The sequence below is a fragment of the Ruegeria sp. BHSA118 genome, from assembly GCF_059613405.1.
The window spans coordinates 1-15,617 of record NZ_JBXWSM010000054.1; the positions used below are offsets into that span (position 1 = coordinate 1).

Here is a 15,617-nt window from a genome sequence, read left to right on the forward strand (position 1 = left end):
CTTCTGCATGGGCTGGTTTGCCAACTGGCTGGCACACCGCCTGTCCCGCGTCCGCCAAAGCGACGTTGCCGATCTGGATCGCATGAGCCAGGAGCTGCACGAAGCCGAAGAAACCCGCGATCAGGCCATAACCTATCTTCAGCAACGTGAAGCCGAGTTGACCAATCAGCTGACCCAGACAGAGGCAGAACTGGCCGCAGCCATGGACGGTCTGCGCGCCGCGCGGCAAGAGGCCGAGGAAATGCGCGGCCGGATCAACAACGCCGACTAGACCCTACAGTATCAGTTCAGGCAAACAACAGCCTCAACTTCGAACAGCATCGGTTCGATTGCCAGCTTTGGCACCGGGACCAGGGTTTGCGCTGGCAGAGTATCTCCAAACACGCGTTTGACGGCGTCAGTCAACAGGCCGAGTTTCGACATGTCGTGGTCCACCACGTAAACCGTCAGCTTCACAACCTGATCGCACTGCGCCCCAAGCGCGTGGATCACCGCCTTGAGATTGGTATAGGCCTGTTCGACCTGCGCGCCGAAATCCGGCGACAACGCTCCGGTTTGATCCTGCCCACCCTGACCCGAGACAAAGGCCAACCGACCGGCGCCCAGGGTTACAACGGCGGTGCTATAGCCGTTCTGGGATGGTTCGTGGAGGTGTCCGGGATTGACGATCTGAGGACGCAGGGTCGTTTCGAGATTTTGTTTTTCAAGTGTCATGTTCGATCTCCTTGCTGAGGTGCAGGGACAGGTCTAGACGGTAATAGTGCCAAATTTTGTCACCGAATATGCTAGGCTGAGCTGATGAAAGCCGCGACCAGACAAGACGCCATCGCCCGTATCCTACGACGCAACAGCAGTTCCACCGTTGAAGAGCTGGCCGCAGAGGTCGGCGTTTCACGCCGCACCATCCTGCGCGACATCGCTGCACTGCGCGATCAGGGATTTGTAATCTATTCCGAATGTGGCCGGGGTGGCGGGCTGCAACTTGATCCGCAATCCGTCCAAACAACCGCCCGGTTGTCGGTAACCGAGGTTTTTGCCCTGCTCCTCAGCGTGGCCTCAATGCGGGCGGCACGGGCATTGCCGTTCTCGGATCTGGCGGATGCAGGTCTGGCCAAGATCGAAAAATCCCTGCCAGCGGACCGGATGCGCGATCTGCGTCGCTTTCTCGATTGCCTTTACGTCGGACAATTGTCGCCTCAGCAGGACCTGACCGACCTCGGACCCATGGATGCGGCCCTTCTGCCCGCCTTCGAACAGGCGTTTCTGAATCGGCTTTGCCTGCGCTTTGGTTATCGCGACGCCAAAGGGGTCCAGAGTTTTCGCGAAGTTGAACCGCAAGCTATGCTGATCCTGCCACCGCTCTGGTACCTGGTTGCCTGGGATCCGCAGCGAGATGATTTTCGGCATTTCCGCATGGACAGGATCAGCAACCCGGAATGCGTTGAGGGTGCCACGTTCCGCCGCAAGAGAGTTCCATTCGAAGACGATGTTTGCCCGTTCAATGATCTGCCGAAATAAGGCCGCGACGGCCGAACCGCCCGCCCGACGCATCCTCACCACCGGGTCAGCGCGTCTTCATCCTCATCCTTTGCGGCAACCCATTCCGCACCCGACCGGGTGATTTCTTTCTTCCAGAAGGGAGCACGGGATTTCAGGTAATCCATCAGGTACTCCGCCGCCTCAAACGCATCCTTGCGATGCCGTGCAGCGGTGGCCACCATCATGATCTTGTCGCCCGGGGCCAGACGTCCATGGCGGTGAATCACCAGCACGTCACCCAATGCCCAACGCGCCTGCGCCTCTTCGGCGATCTTGGTCAGGGCGCGTTCGGTCATACCGGGATAGTGCTCGATCTCCATCACATCCAGATCACCGCTCGCCAGATCACGCACAACGCCGGTGAAGGTAACGATGGCGCCATTGGCATCATCCCCGGCGGCAAAGGCATTGGCCTCGGCCCCCAGATCAAATGCCTCTTCCTGAACCGCGATCCGCATTGGTCAACCGCCCGTCATCGGTGGGAAAAACGCAACTTCCCGAACACCTGCCAGCGAAGCATCGAAATCCGACAGCTCCTGATCCAACGCAACGCGCAGCGCGGACAAATCGGCAAATGCCGCTGCATAGCGCTCTTCCCGAGCGCTCAGTTCAGCCACCAGATCGCTGACCGTGGCCGCTTGCGTTTCGACCTTTTCTCTGGGCAAGCCGATGCGTTCGCGCACCCAGGCGAAATACAGAACATCCATCGGTTAGCTCTCCTTCAGATGAGGCATGGCTTTACGTAGGTAGTCATAGCCGGTGATCAATGTAAGCGTGGCCGCAATCCACAACAGCCACAGCCCGACCTGACCCGCCCAGTACATGCCGTCGACATTCAGGCGCAGGTGGTTCACGTCTTCGACCTGACCCGCAATGATCTGCTCGACCAGATCCGCATCCATGCCAAAACTCGCCATCACGGCATAGTGCTCGAAGATACCCTGCGAAAACAGAACCGCGATGGCGACCATCTGGGCCGTGGTCTTCCATTTGGCCAGTTTGGTGACTTTGAGCGTCCCGGCCACATCGCCCAGATATTCCCGCAGGCCCGAGACAAAGACTTCGCGAAACAGGATCACGGTCGCAGGAAGGACAAGCCACGGCGTCCAGTGCTCGGTCGAATAGCCCACAAGGATCATAAGCGCGATCACCACCATGGCCTTGTCGGCGATCGGATCCAGCATTGCTCCGATCTTGGTCTCCTGCTTCCATGCGCGGGCCAGATACCCATCGAACCAATCGGTAATCGCCGCTGACAGGAACAGGATCAGTGCAAACCAGTCCGCATAGGGACGGGTGAAATACAGAAACATTACAGCCAGCCCAGGCGCGGCCAACAGGCGGAGGACGGTCAGGAGATTGGGCAAATTCCACTTCATGGCTTGGACCCTATATTGCCGGTCCGGGACAGAAAAGCCAATCAGACAAAAAACTGCATCACTCACAAGCGCTTGGTCAAAGCGCCGCAGGCCCGACGTCTCAGAACAGTACCTCTTGGCCTTTTCCGGCTTTGCGGTCAGATTGCAGCGCAAGCCCAGCCGGAAAGTAGCAGATGACAGCGCATATTCAAACCGACACACGGTCGAACATGATTGGCAGCCTCTGGATGGTCGCCGCGATGGCCGGTTTTGCGCTTGAGGATGCGTTGCTGAAGGCGGCCTCAGCCGCGCTGCCGATCTGGCAGGTCCTGGTTCTTTTTGGCGCGGGCGGGTCGATGATTTTCGCTGCGGTGGCCCTGGCACGCGGGCAGCGGCTGCTGCAACCTGACGTTCTGTCCCGCCCGATGAAAATCCGGGTGCTGTTCGAGGTCTTTGGTCGGTTGTTCTATGTTCTGGCCATCGCACTGACGCCGTTGTCTTCGGCCACGGTAATCCTGCAAGCCACGCCTCTGGTCGTTGTTGCAGGCGCCGCGTTGTTCTTTGGCGAGACAGTCGGCTGGCGGCGTTGGAGCGCTATCTTTGTCGGCATGATCGGCGTTGTCGTCATCCTGCAACCCACCGGAGACAGCTTTTCGCTGCTGTCGATACTGGCGGTGCTGGGAATGCTGGGATTTGCCGGACGTGATCTGGCCAGCCGCGCAGCACCTGCCACGCTTGGAACCGAAGTCCTGGGGTTTTACGGCTTCCTCAGCATCATCGTGGCCGGCGTGGCCTATCGGTTTTGGGAGGGCGCGCCGATTGCACCGGTTGGCCTTCACACCAGCCTGCACCTGACCGGTGCGGTGCTGATGGGCGTAATCGCCTATGCGTCGCTGATGAAGGCGATGCGCACGGGCGAAGTGTCCGCCGTGACCCCGTTCAGATACACCCGGCTGTTGTTCGGCATCGGGCTTGGCATAGCCATGTTTGGTGAGAGGCTGGATCCCAACATGTGGATCGGCAGCGCGCTGATCGTCGCGTCGGGCCTTTATATCCTGTGGCGGGGTCGGCAGGCCTAGGCCTTGTCGTGGAAGAAATCGTAAACCTTCTGCGCCAACCCGGCCGAGATCCCTTCGACCGCTTTCAGATCGGCCAGATTGGCCCGGCTGACGGCTTTGGCGCTGCCGAAATGGGTCAACAGAGCACGCTTGCGCGCAGCCCCTACCCCTGGGATTTCATCCAAAGGCGTTGCGCCCACGGCCTTGGCGCGTTTCGCACGATGGGTGCCGATGGCGAACCGGTGCGCTTCGTCCCTGAGGCGTTGAATGAAATACAACACAGGGTCATTGCGTTTCAGCGCAAAGGGGCGCTGGCCGATCCGGTGGAACTCTTCCTTGCCGTGGTCGCGGTCGACCCCTTTGGCGACGCCGACCATGGGAATGTCTTCGACCCCATGTTCGACCATGATCTGATGCACGGCGCTTACCTGCCCGGCACCACCATCGATCAGCAACAGATCGGGCCACAGTCCTTTGTCGCGGTCCGGGTCTTCCTTTTGCAGTCTGGTGAAGCGGCGGTTCAGTACCTCTTTCATCATGCCAAAGTCGTCACCCGGTGTCAGGTCATCACCGCGAATGTTGAACTTGCGGTAAGCGTTCTTCATGAACCCCTCGGCGCCGGCAACGATCATGCCGCCGACCGCGTTGGTGCCCTGAATATGAGAGTTGTCGTAGACCTCGATCCGCCCCGGCGGACCATCCAGATCAAACGCCTCGGCCAGCCCGCGCAGCAGCTTGGCCTGCGTGGCGCTTTCCGACATGCGGCGGGCCAGAGCCTCGCGCGCGTTGCGCAAGGCACCGGCAACCAGTTCCTGTTTTTCGCCACGCTGCGGCACAAGGATTTCGACCTTGCGCCCGGCTTTTTCAGACAGGGCGTCCTGCATCAGATCCACGTTTTCGATTCCGTCCGACAGGATCAGCTGCCGCGGCGGTTCCTTGTTGTCGTAGAACTGGCCCAGAAAGGCCTCCATCACCTCGGCAGGTGAAACATCCGGGCCGACGCGGGGATAGAAATCCTTGTTACCCCAGTTCTGGTTGGCACGGATGAAAAACACCTGCACACAGGCCTGACCGCTGTCCATATACAGGCCGATCACGTCCGCCTCGGCCACACCGCGCGGGTTGATACCCTGAGAGGTCTGCACCTGCGTCAGCGCCCGGATGCGGTCACGCAGACCGGCTGCGCGTTCGAACTCCATCGCTTCGGATGCGGCCATCATCTGCTCGGCCAGTTCCTCTTGCACCTTGGTCGAGCGGCCCGACAGAAAGCGTTCGGCGTCCTTCACGCTTTCGCGGTAATCCTGCTCTGAAATCAAGCCGACACACGGCCCGGAACACCGTTTGATCTGATACAGAAGGCAAGCCCGCGTTCGGCTGTCGAACATGGAATCCGAACAGTTGCGCAGCAGGAATGCCTTTTGCAACTGGTTCAGCGTCCGGTTCACCGCACCGGCACTGGCAAAGGGGCCGAAATAGGCACCTTTTTCCTTCTTCGCCCCTCGGTGTTTCTTGATCTGCGGAAAGTCATGATCCTTGGCGACCAGTATGTTCGGAAAGCTTTTGTCATCCCGCAACAATACATTGTACTTGGGTTTGAGCTGCTTGATCAGGTTCTGCTCGAGCAGCAGGGCCTCGGTCTCGGTTCGCGTGGTGAGGAACATCATCGAGGCCGTCGCGGCGATCATTTTTTCGATCCGCCCCGAATGACCCGGCCGCGTGTAATTCGACACCCGTGCCCTGAGATTTCGGGCTTTGCCGACATACAGAACCCGGCTGTCGGCATCGAGCATGCGGTAAACGCCCGGAGAACTGTCCAGCGTTTTCACATAGCGCTGAATGCAGGCATAGCCGGTAGGGGATGATTCGCTGTCGGTGGTCATGATCCTGAGATATGATTCTCTGGCAATGGCTGCAATCTCACGCCTGTCAGATCAAGAGAAAACAAATCCACGGTTTCTGTGGATAAGTGTGAAGATAAAATTCCGGAAGATCGGAAATCCCCTTGTTTCCTTGCCTTTTCCTTTACTTGCACAAAAAATAGGCAACTTATCAAGTATTTGTTTTAAAATGATATTTTTTTGCATACTTAGCAAGTGTATGAAAAAAAAGACATTTTTGTAACGCGCATGTAACACGATTGAGAGCGGTGCAAAACTTGCAGCAGAATTACTTATTCTACACCCAGAACATCCGGAGTTTTCCAACCCAGATGCTGACCGCCGTCCACACATAAAAGCTGTCCGGTGACCGCGTGTGCATCCAGAAAATACCCAAGCGCAGCGGTTATGTCAGACGGGTTGGATCCCCGCTCCAGAACGGTATTTGAACGCTGTGCCTGGAAATGCTCTTGGCTTTGGCGGTGGCCCTGCATCGTTGGGCCCGGCCCAATCGCATTGACACGGATCGTCGGAGACAATGCCTGCGCCGCCGTTCGGGTCAGAGTCCACAAACCCATCTTTGCAATGGTGTATGACATGAACTCGGGCGTCAGTTTGCGCACACGCATGTCCACCATGTTGACGATGAGGCCGGCTGCAAGCGGTTCACCATTCTCATCTGTTCCGGCGCTCAGCCCCTGACTTGCCATGGCCTGCGTCAGCGCAAAGGGCGCGCGCAGGTTGCTGTCGAGATGTCGATCCCAGCTTTGCCGGGTTGCCGTGCGGATGTTGTCGTATTCGAAAATCGAAGCGTTGTTCACCAGACATGTGATTGGCCCGCCCAGCGCCTCGGCCGCTTTGGGCAGCAGCGCCTGAACCTGAGCTTCATCCAGCAGATCGGCCTTCAGGGTCACGGATTTTCGGCCCAGGGCCTGTATCTCTGCTGCCGTCTCCTGCGCCGGACCTTCGGACGAGGCGTAATGCACGGCCACATCGAAACCTCGATCTGCCAGATACAGAGACATGGCCCGGCCCAAACGAATACCGGCGCCAGTGACTAAAGCTCGGGTCATACTTCACCTCGTTTGGTCAAATCACACCAGCAGTACGATGACATAAAGCACATAAAGGAAAGTCAACACCAACCCCCAGACGCGCGAGATGTCGCGTTTGAGGAATACAAACGGAACCAGCAAGAGCGATGCTCCCAGCATGACCCACAGATCGAACCGAAGGAATTCCGGATCGACCGGAATGCGCCCGAACCAGGTTGCGATCCCGATGATGGCCAGAAGGTTGAACATGTTCGAACCGATCACGTTGCCCAGCGCGACATCGGCCTGTCTGCGCAATGCGGCCATAAGCGTCGTCGCCAGTTCGGGCAAAGAGGTTCCAACCGCGATCAGGGTCAGGCCGATGACCGTTTCACTGACCCCATAGGTTCTTGCGATGACGGTCGCGTTGTCGACCAGCAAATGAGCGCCCATCGGAAGCCCCACCAGCCCCAGGGTCAGGTAAATCGATACCTTCCAGTAGGGCATGTCAGGATCAGCTTCTTCCAGGCCTTCAAGCTCGTCATCATCCGCGCAAGCCTCACCACAGGCCTTGCGATGTGCTTTTGCCTCACGGAAGGCAGTCATGAGGACAAGACTCAACGCCGCCAGCAGGATCAGACCGCTGAAAAAGGTGAATGTTCCGCAAAAAGCCAGCCCGATGAATAGAACCGTCGCCATCAGCATGAAGACGTAATTTCTGCGGCTGTCACATTCACTGGTGTGAATCGTAGCCAGCAATGCGGGCAGTCCAAGAACCAACAGGATGTTGGCCGTGTTCGATCCGACAACGTTGCCCAGCGCAATACCGGGAGCGTTCTCTTTCAATGCGCTGATGGCGATCAACAACTCGGGTGCAGACGTGCCAAAGGCCACAATCGTCAGGCTGACAATCAACGCCGGAACACCCAGACGCAGGCTCAGGTTCACAGCACCGCGCACAAGCGCATCACCTGCAAGCAGCAGGATCAACAGCCCAAGACCAGACAACAGCCAAGTGGTGATCAAGTCCGACCTCCTTTTTCGCAGGCACAAGGGCCTTTGCCTATGCGAAACCGTCCGCAGCGCGGACATTTGGCCGAACTCAGTTTCTTCTGTCCCGGAAAGCGCAGTTTGCCGAACATCGCCAGGACACCCATGCCAATCAGAAAAAGTGTGACAGCCTTGATGATCACGTCACAAACCGAAACGCGCGTAGGCCGCACGCTCCTCTAATCCGGCAATGGCATCCTGTGCCAGGCTGACCCCGAACCGCGACCAGATCGGTTTGCGCACGCCATAACGGCGGAACTTGACCTTGTCGCCAAAGCGTTCCTGCATCTTGGGTTTCAGATGGGCGATACCATCGATCAAACCCAATTCATGCGCACGACGCGCCAGCCAGACTTCACCCGAGAAAAGATCAGCACTGAGATCCAGCTTGTCACCCCGGCGGGCTTTGACATGCGCGATGAAGTTTTCGTGGATGTCGCCCAGCAGCCCTTGCAAGCGCGCCACATCCTCTTTCTTCTCCGGTGAAAAGGGATCCAGCATCGATTTCGATTTGCCCGCTGTATGGACACGCCGCTCGAACCCCTGCCGTGCCAGGAAGACATGCGCGCCAAAACCTGCCGAAATGACTCCGATCGAGCCAAGAACCGAACTGTCGTCGGCCCAGATCTCATCCGCGGCGGCCGCCAGCCAATACCCTCCGGATGCCGCAACATCTTCGACAAACCCTATCACGGGCACGTCCAGCTCTTGCGACAAACGCCGAATTCGGGCGCCGATCAGAGAACTTTGTACAGGCGACCCGCCCGGAGAGTTGATCTCGAGGGCGACAGCCGCAGGTTTTCCCTTTCGAAACGCCTTGTCGAGAACCGGGGCCAGGGTGGTATCGTTCAAGGACCCGCGACCGGCCATTCCAATGGAACCGGACAAACGGACAACGGCCACGCAAGGGTGCTTTTTTACAAACGGCAGGCTGAGCTTCATGGGTGCCGATGTAGAGTGCCGCCAACCCGTAAACAAGGGACTCTGCCGGCGTAAAACGCGACGTGAACCAAATTCACTCACCCGATGGGCAAAAATGCAACGCCTTGGCGAGGGTCAACTGCGAATGCGCCAGCCGGTTTTGAATATCCAACCTATGACGGCCAGGCACAGCCCTGTAAACGCGACAATGGCAAGAAGACTGAAAACAATCGGCACATCTGCCAGCCCGTAAAAGGACCAGCGGAAACCCGAAATCAGATAGACCACGGGATTGAACAGCGTGATGGTCTGCCACAATGGCGGCAGCATCGAGATCGAATAAAACGTGCCCCCCAGAAAGATCAGTGGCGTCACCACCAGCTGCGGCACCAGCGACATCTGCTCGAAGTTGCTGGCCCAGATGCCGATGATGAATCCCAGCAACGAAAAGCTGAGACAGGACAGGATCAGAAACGCGGCCATGGCGAATGGATGCTCGATCCGAATATCGACGAAAAACGTCGCGGTGACCAATATCACCAACCCCACAAACAGCGCCTTGGTTGCGGCGGCACCGACATATCCGATCACGATCTCGATGAAATTGACCGGAGCAGACAACAGCTCGTAGATGGTGCCCAGAAACTTGGGGAAGTAAATTCCGAACGACGCGTTCGAAATCGACAGCATCACCACCGACAACATGATCAGCCCCGGCACGATGAACGCACCGTATGAAACGCCCTCGACTTCTTGAATACGGCTGCCGATGGCGGTGCCAAACACCACGAAATAAAGCGACGTGGACAGAACAGGCGACAGAAAGCTTTGTGCCAGAGTGCGAAAGAAACGGGCCATTTCGAACCGGTAGATGGCAGCGATCGCGGTCCAGTTCATGCGGCCTCTCCGGATACCAGATTGACAAAAATCTCTTCCAGGCTTGATTGTCTGGTCTGCACGTCGCGCAACACCAACCCGGCCTCGGACACGTCATTCAGCAAGGTCGTTATGCCGGTACGATCCGCATGGGTATCGTAGGTATAGATCAGACAATCACCCGCGCCGTTGAGGGCCAGATTGTGGCTGACCAGACTGTCGGGAATCCGATCGATGGGTTCGGTCAGCATGACTTCGATCTGCTTTTTTCCCATCTGCGACATGAGTGTGTCTTTGTCCTGCACCAGCAAAAGTTCACCCTTGTCGATGACGCCGACACGATCCGCAATCGCTTCTGCTTCTTCAATGTAATGGGTGGTCAGAATGATGGTGACACCGTCCCGTTTCAGTTCCGCCACAAGCGCCCACATATCCTTGCGCAACTCGACGTCCACTCCGGCAGTCGGCTCGTCCAGAAAAAGCACCCGGGGTTCATGGGCCAGGGCCTTGGCGATCAGCACCCTCCGCTTCATGCCGCCGGACAATTCCTTGATCGCGTTGTTGCGCTTGTCCCACAGGGACAGCTTGCGCAGAATCTCTTCGATCCGCGCGTTGTCTTTGCCAAGCCCGAACAGCCCGCGCGACAACCGGACCGTGTTCCAGACCTTTTCAAACGGTTCCAACGCGATCTCTTGCGGTACAAGCCCTATCATCCTGCGCGCTGCGCGATAATCGGACTGGGTGTCATGTCCGCCAACCGTGACCACCCCAGAGGTCGGAGTCGTTATTCCGCAAATCGTCGAAATCAGGGTTGTCTTTCCGGCGCCATTTGGTCCCAGAAGCGCAAGTATCTCACCCTCTTCAATATCCAGAGACACACCTTTCAGCGCCTCGAACCCATCCGCATAAGACTTGCGAAGATTTTTGATGGACAAAATGGTCGTCATATCCGTTCCCCGTTCCGACCGAGACCCTATCGCGCCGAACCAGCCTGTAACAGGTCAATTTCGCACAACGTGCTGCGCATTCTGTAATGGTTGTCAGAACCATGCTCAATTCCAACTTGCAATCCGTCAACCCACCCGCAAACTCTGCCACAACGGAGGGCACCGATGCTGAATGGAATACGCATAGTCGAAATCGAAGGGCTGGGCCCCGGCCCGTTTGCCGCCATGCAGCTTGCTGATCTGGGCGCCGACATCATCACGATCCATCGCAAAGGCCAGGCAGTAACACCGGGCATGCCCGACCGCTCGCTTCTGGACCGCGGCAAAAGATCAATCGCGCTTGATCTGAAGGATCCCGAAGATCTGGCGACCGCCCGCTGCCTGATTGACACGGCAGACGCACTAATCGAAGGCTTTCGCCCCGGCGTGATGGAGAAGCTGGGTCTTGGCCCGGATCTTTGCCTGACCCGCAACCCAAAACTGATATATGGCCGCATGACAGGCTGGGGGCAGGATGGTCCGCTGGCTGACACGGCTGGGCATGACCTGAATTACATCGCCTTGTCCGGTGCGCTCTGGTACGCCTCTCTCCCGGATCAGCCGCCTCAAACCCCGGCAACCCTGGTCGGCGATATCGGCGGAGGCGCCATGTACCTTGTCGCGGGCATCCTGGCAGGTTTGATCAACGCGCAAAGAACCGGGAAAGGCACCGTGGTCGATGCTGCCATCTACGACGGCTCGGCCCATATGATGAACCTTCTGATGACCATGCGCCAAACCGGAAACCTGTCTGAAACCCGCGGCCAAAGCCTGTTGGACGGCCCGCATTGGAGCCGAACCTACACCTGCGCGGACGGCGGATTTATTTCGGTCCAATGCCTCGAACCAAAATTCTACGCCCGATTTCTGGAAATACTGGGCCTGTCCCGGGACCCGGCGTTCCAACAACAGTACACCCGCAAGCTCTGGCCCGACCTGACCCGGCGCCTGGCCGAGATCTTCTCATCCAGGCCGCGCGAACATTGGGCCAAGCTGTTCGACGGGTCAGATGCCTGCGTCGCCCCGGTACTCAGCCCCGACGAGGCCACAGCCCATCCGATGAATGCGGCCCGTCAATCTTGGCGCCAGACTGACGGCACCCTACAGGCCGCCGCCGCCCCACGCTTCTCCACACACCAGTGGCAACCAAAGCCCAGCCCGGCGCGCGGACAACACACCGCCGAGATCCTGAATGAACTCCAAGCCCCGGAAAGCACCTGACGCACTCTTCATCTGGCCATAAATATCCCGGGGGTGAATTGGCCAGCGGCCAAGAGGGGGCTGGCCCCCTCCCACGCGCTCTATCCGCCGCGCACCGTGTCGATCATCAGCTGAACGTTGCCCGGGTCGGCATCCGGAGTGATCCCATGGCCGAGGTTGAAAATATGCGGCCCCTTGGAAAAGGCGCGCACGATGCGCCGGGTTTCATCCACCAGCGCCTGACCGCCAGTAACCATGTGCGACGATGCCAGATTGCCTTGCACACAGCCATCAATCTGCACTTTCTCGGCTGCCCATTCGGGCGACACTGAATTGTCCAGCGCCACGCAATCCACGCCGGTCGACCTGGCAAACCCGATATACCCGTCGCCTGCTTCCCGAGGAAATCCAATCACGGGGATGCCGGGATGACGTTCCTTGATGGCTTGCGTGATCACCCGGCACGGCTCGACCGCGTATTTGCGGAAAGCTTCGCCCTTCAAAGACCCCGCCCAACTGTCAAATATCTTGACCACCTCGGCCCCGGCGTCGATCTGAGCGGACAGATATTCAATCGTTGCCGCGGTGATGCGGTCCAACAGCGCCTCGAACAAAGCAGTATCACCTTCGCGCAGCGCATGTGCTGGACCCTGATCCGGCGTGCCGCGCCCTGCAATCATGTAGGTGGCCACAGTCCACGGCGCGCCTGCGAATCCGATCAAGGTGGTTTCCGACGGCAACTCCCGCGAGAGAATGCGCACCGTCTCGTAAACCGGTGACAATGTCTCGTGAATAGCGTCAACCGGTTTCAACGCATCAAACTCGGCCTGCTGCGTGATGGTGGACAAACGCGGGCCTTCACCGGTCACGAACCAAAGATCAGCCCCCAGCGCCTGTGGCACCAGAAGGATATCGGCAAACAGGATCGCCGCATCGAACCCATATCGCCGAATTGGCTGCAAGGTAACTTCTGCTGCCAGTTCAGGATTGTAGCACAGTGACAGGAAATCCCCGGCCTGAGAACGTGTGGCCCGGTATTCCGGCAAATACCGACCCGCCTGACGCATCATCCAGATCGGCGGCACATCCTGTACTTCACCCGCCAGCGCCCGCAGCAGTTTCTTTGTCTCGGCCATGTTTGTCCCCAGCATTCAGGTTTTGGCAACGGGTCGTCCTTCGGCGGCAATTTGTCAAGCTCAGCCCCCATTGTCAGGGCAATGTGACGCGACTAAAGCTGTGCACATGACTTTGACCCTGCCCACCCCCGCATCGCCCCTCAGAATCGGCACTCGTGGCTCGCCGCTTGCTCTGGCTCAGGCCTATGAAACGCGACAGCGTCTGAGCGATGCGTTCGATCTGCCACAGGATGCGTTCGAAATCGTGGTGATCAAGACGACCGGTGACAATCGCGCCATGATCGACGCGGATCGACCGCTGAAGGAAATCGGCAACAAGGGCCTGTTCACCAAGGAAATCGAAGAGGCGATGCTGCGCGCCGAGATCGACATCGCCGTGCATTCAACAAAGGACATGCCCGTTGAACAACCCGAAGGGCTGATCCTTGATACGTTCCTGCCGCGCGAGGATGTGCGCGACGCCTTCATCTCTCCGCGATTGGGCTCGATCCACGATCTTCCCGAAGGCGCCGTTGTGGGCACCTCGTCCTTGCGACGCCGGGCGCAGCTGCTGAACCGGAGGCCGGATCTAAAAGTGGTCGAGTTTCGCGGAAACGTGCAGACACGGCTGAAAAAGCTTGAAGACGGGGTTGCCGATTGCACGTTTCTGGCAATGGCAGGCATTCGCCGTTTGGGAATGGAAGAGGTTCCGGCCAGCGCCATTTCCCCTGACGACATGCTGCCGGCAATCGCGCAGGGCACCATCGGCATTGAACGGCGCAGCGACGACATGCGCGCGGCTGAAATGCTTGAAGCGATCCATCACACGGAAACAGGATGGCGCCTGGCTGCTGAACGCACATTGCTGGCCGCGCTGGACGGGTCCTGCGAAACCCCGATCGCAGGCCTTGCCGAACTTGACGGCGGCAAACTCAGGCTGCGAGGCGAAGTGCTGCGCCCGGACGGAACGGAAACCGCCAGCAGGGATATGGCCGGCCCCGTCGAGGATGGGCCTGAGATGGCCCGCGCGATGGCGGCTGAACTGCTTGAACAGGCGGGGCCTGATCTATTCGATTGGAAAAATTCACAATAAATTTTCCTAGTGTGAACTTGATCACTGTAGAAGGCGGCGCGATCAGGCATTAATGTGACATACCGAAGAGGAAGTCGGGTCAGTCTCGAAAGTATCGAAAAGTTTTCAGATTGCCGGTGTTTTAATCAGTATTCGAGGGGGCGAGGCTGACCCCCGGCTTCCAAAGGTAGCGGGTCGCTGTTGAGTTCAACGGCGACCCGTTTACGTTGTGCCAGATTGCGTTGTGCCAGACCCGCTTTCAGGAAATCGCGTCAACGGCGTGACGAACGGCCTCTCTGGTCTGTTCCAGATCCGCTTCGGTAACCGCCAGCGACGGGTACAGTTTGCCCGGAGCCTTGAAGACCCCATGCGCCCGCAAGGTTGCATTGTAAGTGGCATTGCGCTGCGGATCATCATGGTTTGCGCTGCGATAATCCCGACATTCGGCCTTGGTGAAATAAATGTCGAACAATGTCTCGTCACCGCAGATGCGATGGGCGATGCCCGCCTCATTCAAAGCGTCCGATTGCATCTGCTGCAACTGCCTCCCAATCGAGCGCAGGTGTTCATAGGTGCCGTCGCGCCGCAAAACCTCCATCGTCTTCAGCCCCGCCGCTGAGGCGACGGGGTTGCCGGACAAAGTGCCCAACTGCATCAGCCAGCCCTGTTCTCCGACTTTCGATTTGTCGAAATGCTTCATGATCTCGGCGCTGGCACCCAATGCCGCCAGAGGGAATCCGCCGCCGGTGATCTTGCCAAGCGTGCAGATATCCGGGGTCACGCCATATCGCTCTTGTGCGCCGCCATAAGCCAGACGGAACCCGGTGACGATCTCATCAAAAATCAGCAGCACACCAGATTTGTCGCACAAGGTCCGCAAGCCCTGCAAAAACCCCGGCTCGGGCGGGATGATCCGCTGCAAGGGTTCGACCATGATCGCAGCGACATCATCATGTTCGTCCAGCAGCGCCGCCACCGCGTCAAGGTCATTGAAAGGCGCGATCAGCATCTGCTCGGCCACGCTTTGGGGGATACCGGCGCTGTCGGGAACGGCCTGCGGGAAATTGACCCGGCGGCTGGGGGCCAGGCTCATCTGCGCCTCGGCGCTCATGCCGTGATACCCCCCTTCAAACTTGAGGATCTTGTCGCGCCCGGTATAGGCGCGCGCCAGCCGCATGGCGTACATGTCTGCTTCGCCCCCAGAGGCAACGAAACGCACCTGCTCGCAACAGGGGACGGCTTCGATGATGGCTTCGGCCAGTTCGATGCCTTTGCTGTTGTTGGCGAAGAAGGTCATGCCTTTGGGCAGTTGCTCCAGCACCGCTTCCATCACCTCGGGGTGGCCATGGCCCAGCAGCATCGGGCCGGACCCGATCAGATAGTCGATATATTCGGTTCCGTCCTCGTCCCAGACATGGCTGCCCTCGCCTCGGGCGATGATGATGCCCGGATCGAAGTTGCCGAAACCGCCAGCTGGCAGAACGTCTTTTGCGCGTGCAATCCACTCGGACTGTGTCTGGATCTTCAGCAT

17 protein-coding genes are annotated in these 15,617 nt (G+C 58.4%); 5 read left to right on the plus strand and 12 right to left on the minus strand.

What is annotated here, in order from left to right:
- The coding region (locus tag AC2FNN_RS15550; protein ID WP_496759424.1) for a hypothetical protein at positions 1–271 on the plus strand (271 nt) is incomplete at its 5' end.
- Positions 272–282: 11 nt separating this feature from the next.
- Here AC2FNN_RS15550 and AC2FNN_RS15555 read toward each other — a convergent pair.
- Entirely contained in the window at positions 283–714 is a 432-nt protein-coding gene (locus AC2FNN_RS15555) for a RidA family protein (protein ID WP_496759425.1), read from the minus strand.
- Between the two features lie 84 nt (positions 715–798).
- Between AC2FNN_RS15555 and AC2FNN_RS15560 the strand changes: the two genes are divergently transcribed.
- Positions 799–1,518 carry a helix-turn-helix transcriptional regulator gene (locus tag AC2FNN_RS15560; RefSeq protein WP_496759426.1) on the plus strand — a complete coding sequence of 240 codons (720 nt, stop codon included), beginning with the start codon at positions 799–801 and terminating at the stop codon, positions 1,516–1,518.
- A 35-nt stretch (positions 1,519–1,553) separates the two neighbouring features.
- On the opposite strand, the gene AC2FNN_RS15565 is transcribed toward AC2FNN_RS15560, so the two are convergent.
- Genes AC2FNN_RS15565 through pgsA form a run of 3 tightly spaced genes read right to left on the minus strand, consistent with a single transcriptional unit; the run spans position 1,554 to position 2,918 of the window.
- Positions 1,554–1,997 carry a molybdenum cofactor biosynthesis protein MoaE gene (locus AC2FNN_RS15565; RefSeq protein ID WP_496759427.1) on the minus strand — a complete coding sequence of 148 codons (444 nt, stop codon included), beginning with the start codon at positions 1,995–1,997 and terminating at the stop codon, positions 1,554–1,556.
- A 3-nt stretch (positions 1,998–2,000) separates the two neighbouring features.
- Entirely contained in the window at positions 2,001–2,246 is a 246-nt protein-coding gene (gene moaD, locus AC2FNN_RS15570) for a molybdopterin converting factor subunit 1 (RefSeq protein WP_496759428.1), read from the minus strand.
- A 3-nt stretch (positions 2,247–2,249) separates the two neighbouring features.
- The gene (pgsA, locus tag AC2FNN_RS15575) at positions 2,250–2,918 is read right to left on the minus strand and encodes a CDP-diacylglycerol--glycerol-3-phosphate 3-phosphatidyltransferase (protein WP_496759429.1); all 669 of its coding nucleotides are present in this window, start codon (positions 2,916–2,918) and stop codon (positions 2,250–2,252) included.
- Positions 2,919–3,091: 173 nt separating this feature from the next.
- Here pgsA and AC2FNN_RS15580 point away from each other — a divergent pair, with 173 nt between their 5' ends.
- Positions 3,092–3,976, plus strand: coding sequence for a DMT family transporter (locus AC2FNN_RS15580; protein ID WP_496759430.1), 885 nt, complete (start codon positions 3,092–3,094; stop codon positions 3,974–3,976).
- Here the strand turns inward: AC2FNN_RS15580 and uvrC are convergent.
- From uvrC to AC2FNN_RS15610, 6 genes are all read right to left on the minus strand, one after another.
- Positions 3,973–5,835 (minus strand): excinuclease ABC subunit UvrC, encoded by a 1,863-nt coding sequence (gene uvrC, locus AC2FNN_RS15585; RefSeq protein ID WP_496759431.1) that lies wholly within the window; start codon positions 5,833–5,835, stop codon positions 3,973–3,975. The genes AC2FNN_RS15580 and uvrC overlap by 4 nt on opposite strands.
- A gap of 290 nt (positions 5,836–6,125) precedes the next feature.
- Complete coding sequence (locus tag AC2FNN_RS15590; protein WP_496759432.1) at positions 6,126–6,905, minus strand: SDR family oxidoreductase; 780 nt, start codon at positions 6,903–6,905, stop codon at positions 6,126–6,128.
- 21 nt (positions 6,906–6,926) lie between these two features.
- Positions 6,927–7,889 carry a calcium/sodium antiporter gene (locus tag AC2FNN_RS15595; protein WP_496759451.1) on the minus strand — a complete coding sequence of 321 codons (963 nt, stop codon included), beginning with the start codon at positions 7,887–7,889 and terminating at the stop codon, positions 6,927–6,929.
- Positions 7,890–8,060: 171 nt separating this feature from the next.
- Positions 8,061–8,858, minus strand: coding sequence for a S49 family peptidase (locus AC2FNN_RS15600; protein ID WP_496759433.1), 798 nt, complete (start codon positions 8,856–8,858; stop codon positions 8,061–8,063).
- Positions 8,859–8,972: 114 nt separating this feature from the next.
- Positions 8,973–9,734: an ABC transporter permease gene (locus tag AC2FNN_RS15605; protein WP_117870556.1), complete on the minus strand. Its 762-nt coding sequence runs from the start codon at positions 9,732–9,734 to the stop codon at positions 8,973–8,975.
- Entirely contained in the window at positions 9,731–10,660 is a 930-nt protein-coding gene (locus AC2FNN_RS15610) for an ABC transporter ATP-binding protein (RefSeq protein ID WP_496759434.1), read from the minus strand. The genes AC2FNN_RS15605 and AC2FNN_RS15610 overlap by 4 nt, the downstream gene beginning before the upstream one ends.
- A 165-nt stretch (positions 10,661–10,825) precedes the next feature.
- On the opposite strand from AC2FNN_RS15610, the gene AC2FNN_RS15615 reads away from it, so the two are divergent.
- Positions 10,826–11,920, plus strand: a complete 1,095-nt coding sequence (locus AC2FNN_RS15615) for a CaiB/BaiF CoA transferase family protein (RefSeq protein ID WP_496759435.1) — start codon at positions 10,826–10,828, stop codon at positions 11,918–11,920.
- A gap of 80 nt (positions 11,921–12,000) precedes the next feature.
- On the opposite strand, the gene hemE is transcribed toward AC2FNN_RS15615, so the two are convergent.
- Positions 12,001–13,035, minus strand: a complete 1,035-nt coding sequence (gene hemE / locus AC2FNN_RS15620) for a uroporphyrinogen decarboxylase (protein WP_496759436.1) — start codon at positions 13,033–13,035, stop codon at positions 12,001–12,003.
- Between the two features lie 106 nt (positions 13,036–13,141).
- Between hemE and hemC the strand changes: the two genes are divergently transcribed.
- Complete coding sequence (gene hemC / locus AC2FNN_RS15625) at positions 13,142–14,107, plus strand: hydroxymethylbilane synthase (RefSeq protein ID WP_496759437.1); 966 nt, start codon at positions 13,142–13,144, stop codon at positions 14,105–14,107.
- 238 nt (positions 14,108–14,345) lie between these two features.
- Here the strand turns inward: hemC and AC2FNN_RS15630 are convergent, their stop codons facing one another.
- Positions 14,346–15,617 (minus strand): aspartate aminotransferase family protein, encoded by a 1,272-nt coding sequence (locus AC2FNN_RS15630; protein ID WP_496759438.1) that lies wholly within the window; start codon positions 15,615–15,617, stop codon positions 14,346–14,348.

Excerpts from the sequence above, each read along its gene's own strand:
- AC2FNN_RS15630 (WP_496759438.1), bottom strand. The coding sequence starts at position 15,617 with ATGCTGAAGATCCAGACACAGTCCGAGTGGATTGCACGCGCAAAAGAC.
- hemE (WP_496759436.1), bottom strand. The coding sequence starts at position 13,035 with ATGGCCGAGACAAAGAAACTGCTGCGGGCGCTGGCGGGTGAAGTACAG.
- AC2FNN_RS15615 (WP_496759435.1), top strand. The coding sequence starts at position 10,826 with ATGCTGAATGGAATACGCATAGTCGAAATCGAAGGGCTGGGCCCCGGC.
- AC2FNN_RS15590 (WP_496759432.1), bottom strand. The coding sequence starts at position 6,905 with ATGACCCGAGCTTTAGTCACTGGCGCCGGTATTCGTTTGGGCCGGGCC.
- AC2FNN_RS15565 (WP_496759427.1), bottom strand. The coding sequence starts at position 1,997 with ATGCGGATCGCGGTTCAGGAAGAGGCATTTGATCTGGGGGCCGAGGCC.
- AC2FNN_RS15605 (WP_117870556.1), bottom strand. The coding sequence starts at position 9,734 with ATGAACTGGACCGCGATCGCTGCCATCTACCGGTTCGAAATGGCCCGT.
- AC2FNN_RS15610 (WP_496759434.1), bottom strand. The coding sequence starts at position 10,660 with ATGACGACCATTTTGTCCATCAAAAATCTTCGCAAGTCTTATGCGGAT.
- AC2FNN_RS15560 (WP_496759426.1), top strand. The coding sequence starts at position 799 with ATGAAAGCCGCGACCAGACAAGACGCCATCGCCCGTATCCTACGACGC.
- moaD (WP_496759428.1), bottom strand. The coding sequence starts at position 2,246 with ATGGATGTTCTGTATTTCGCCTGGGTGCGCGAACGCATCGGCTTGCCC.
- hemC (WP_496759437.1), top strand. The coding sequence starts at position 13,142 with ATGACTTTGACCCTGCCCACCCCCGCATCGCCCCTCAGAATCGGCACT.
- AC2FNN_RS15580 (WP_496759430.1), top strand. The coding sequence starts at position 3,092 with ATGACAGCGCATATTCAAACCGACACACGGTCGAACATGATTGGCAGC.
- AC2FNN_RS15600 (WP_496759433.1), bottom strand. The coding sequence starts at position 8,858 with ATGAAGCTCAGCCTGCCGTTTGTAAAAAAGCACCCTTGCGTGGCCGTT.
- AC2FNN_RS15555 (WP_496759425.1), bottom strand. The coding sequence starts at position 714 with ATGACACTTGAAAAACAAAATCTCGAAACGACCCTGCGTCCTCAGATC.
- uvrC (WP_496759431.1), bottom strand. The coding sequence starts at position 5,835 with ATGACCACCGACAGCGAATCATCCCCTACCGGCTATGCCTGCATTCAG.
- pgsA (WP_496759429.1), bottom strand. The coding sequence starts at position 2,918 with ATGAAGTGGAATTTGCCCAATCTCCTGACCGTCCTCCGCCTGTTGGCC.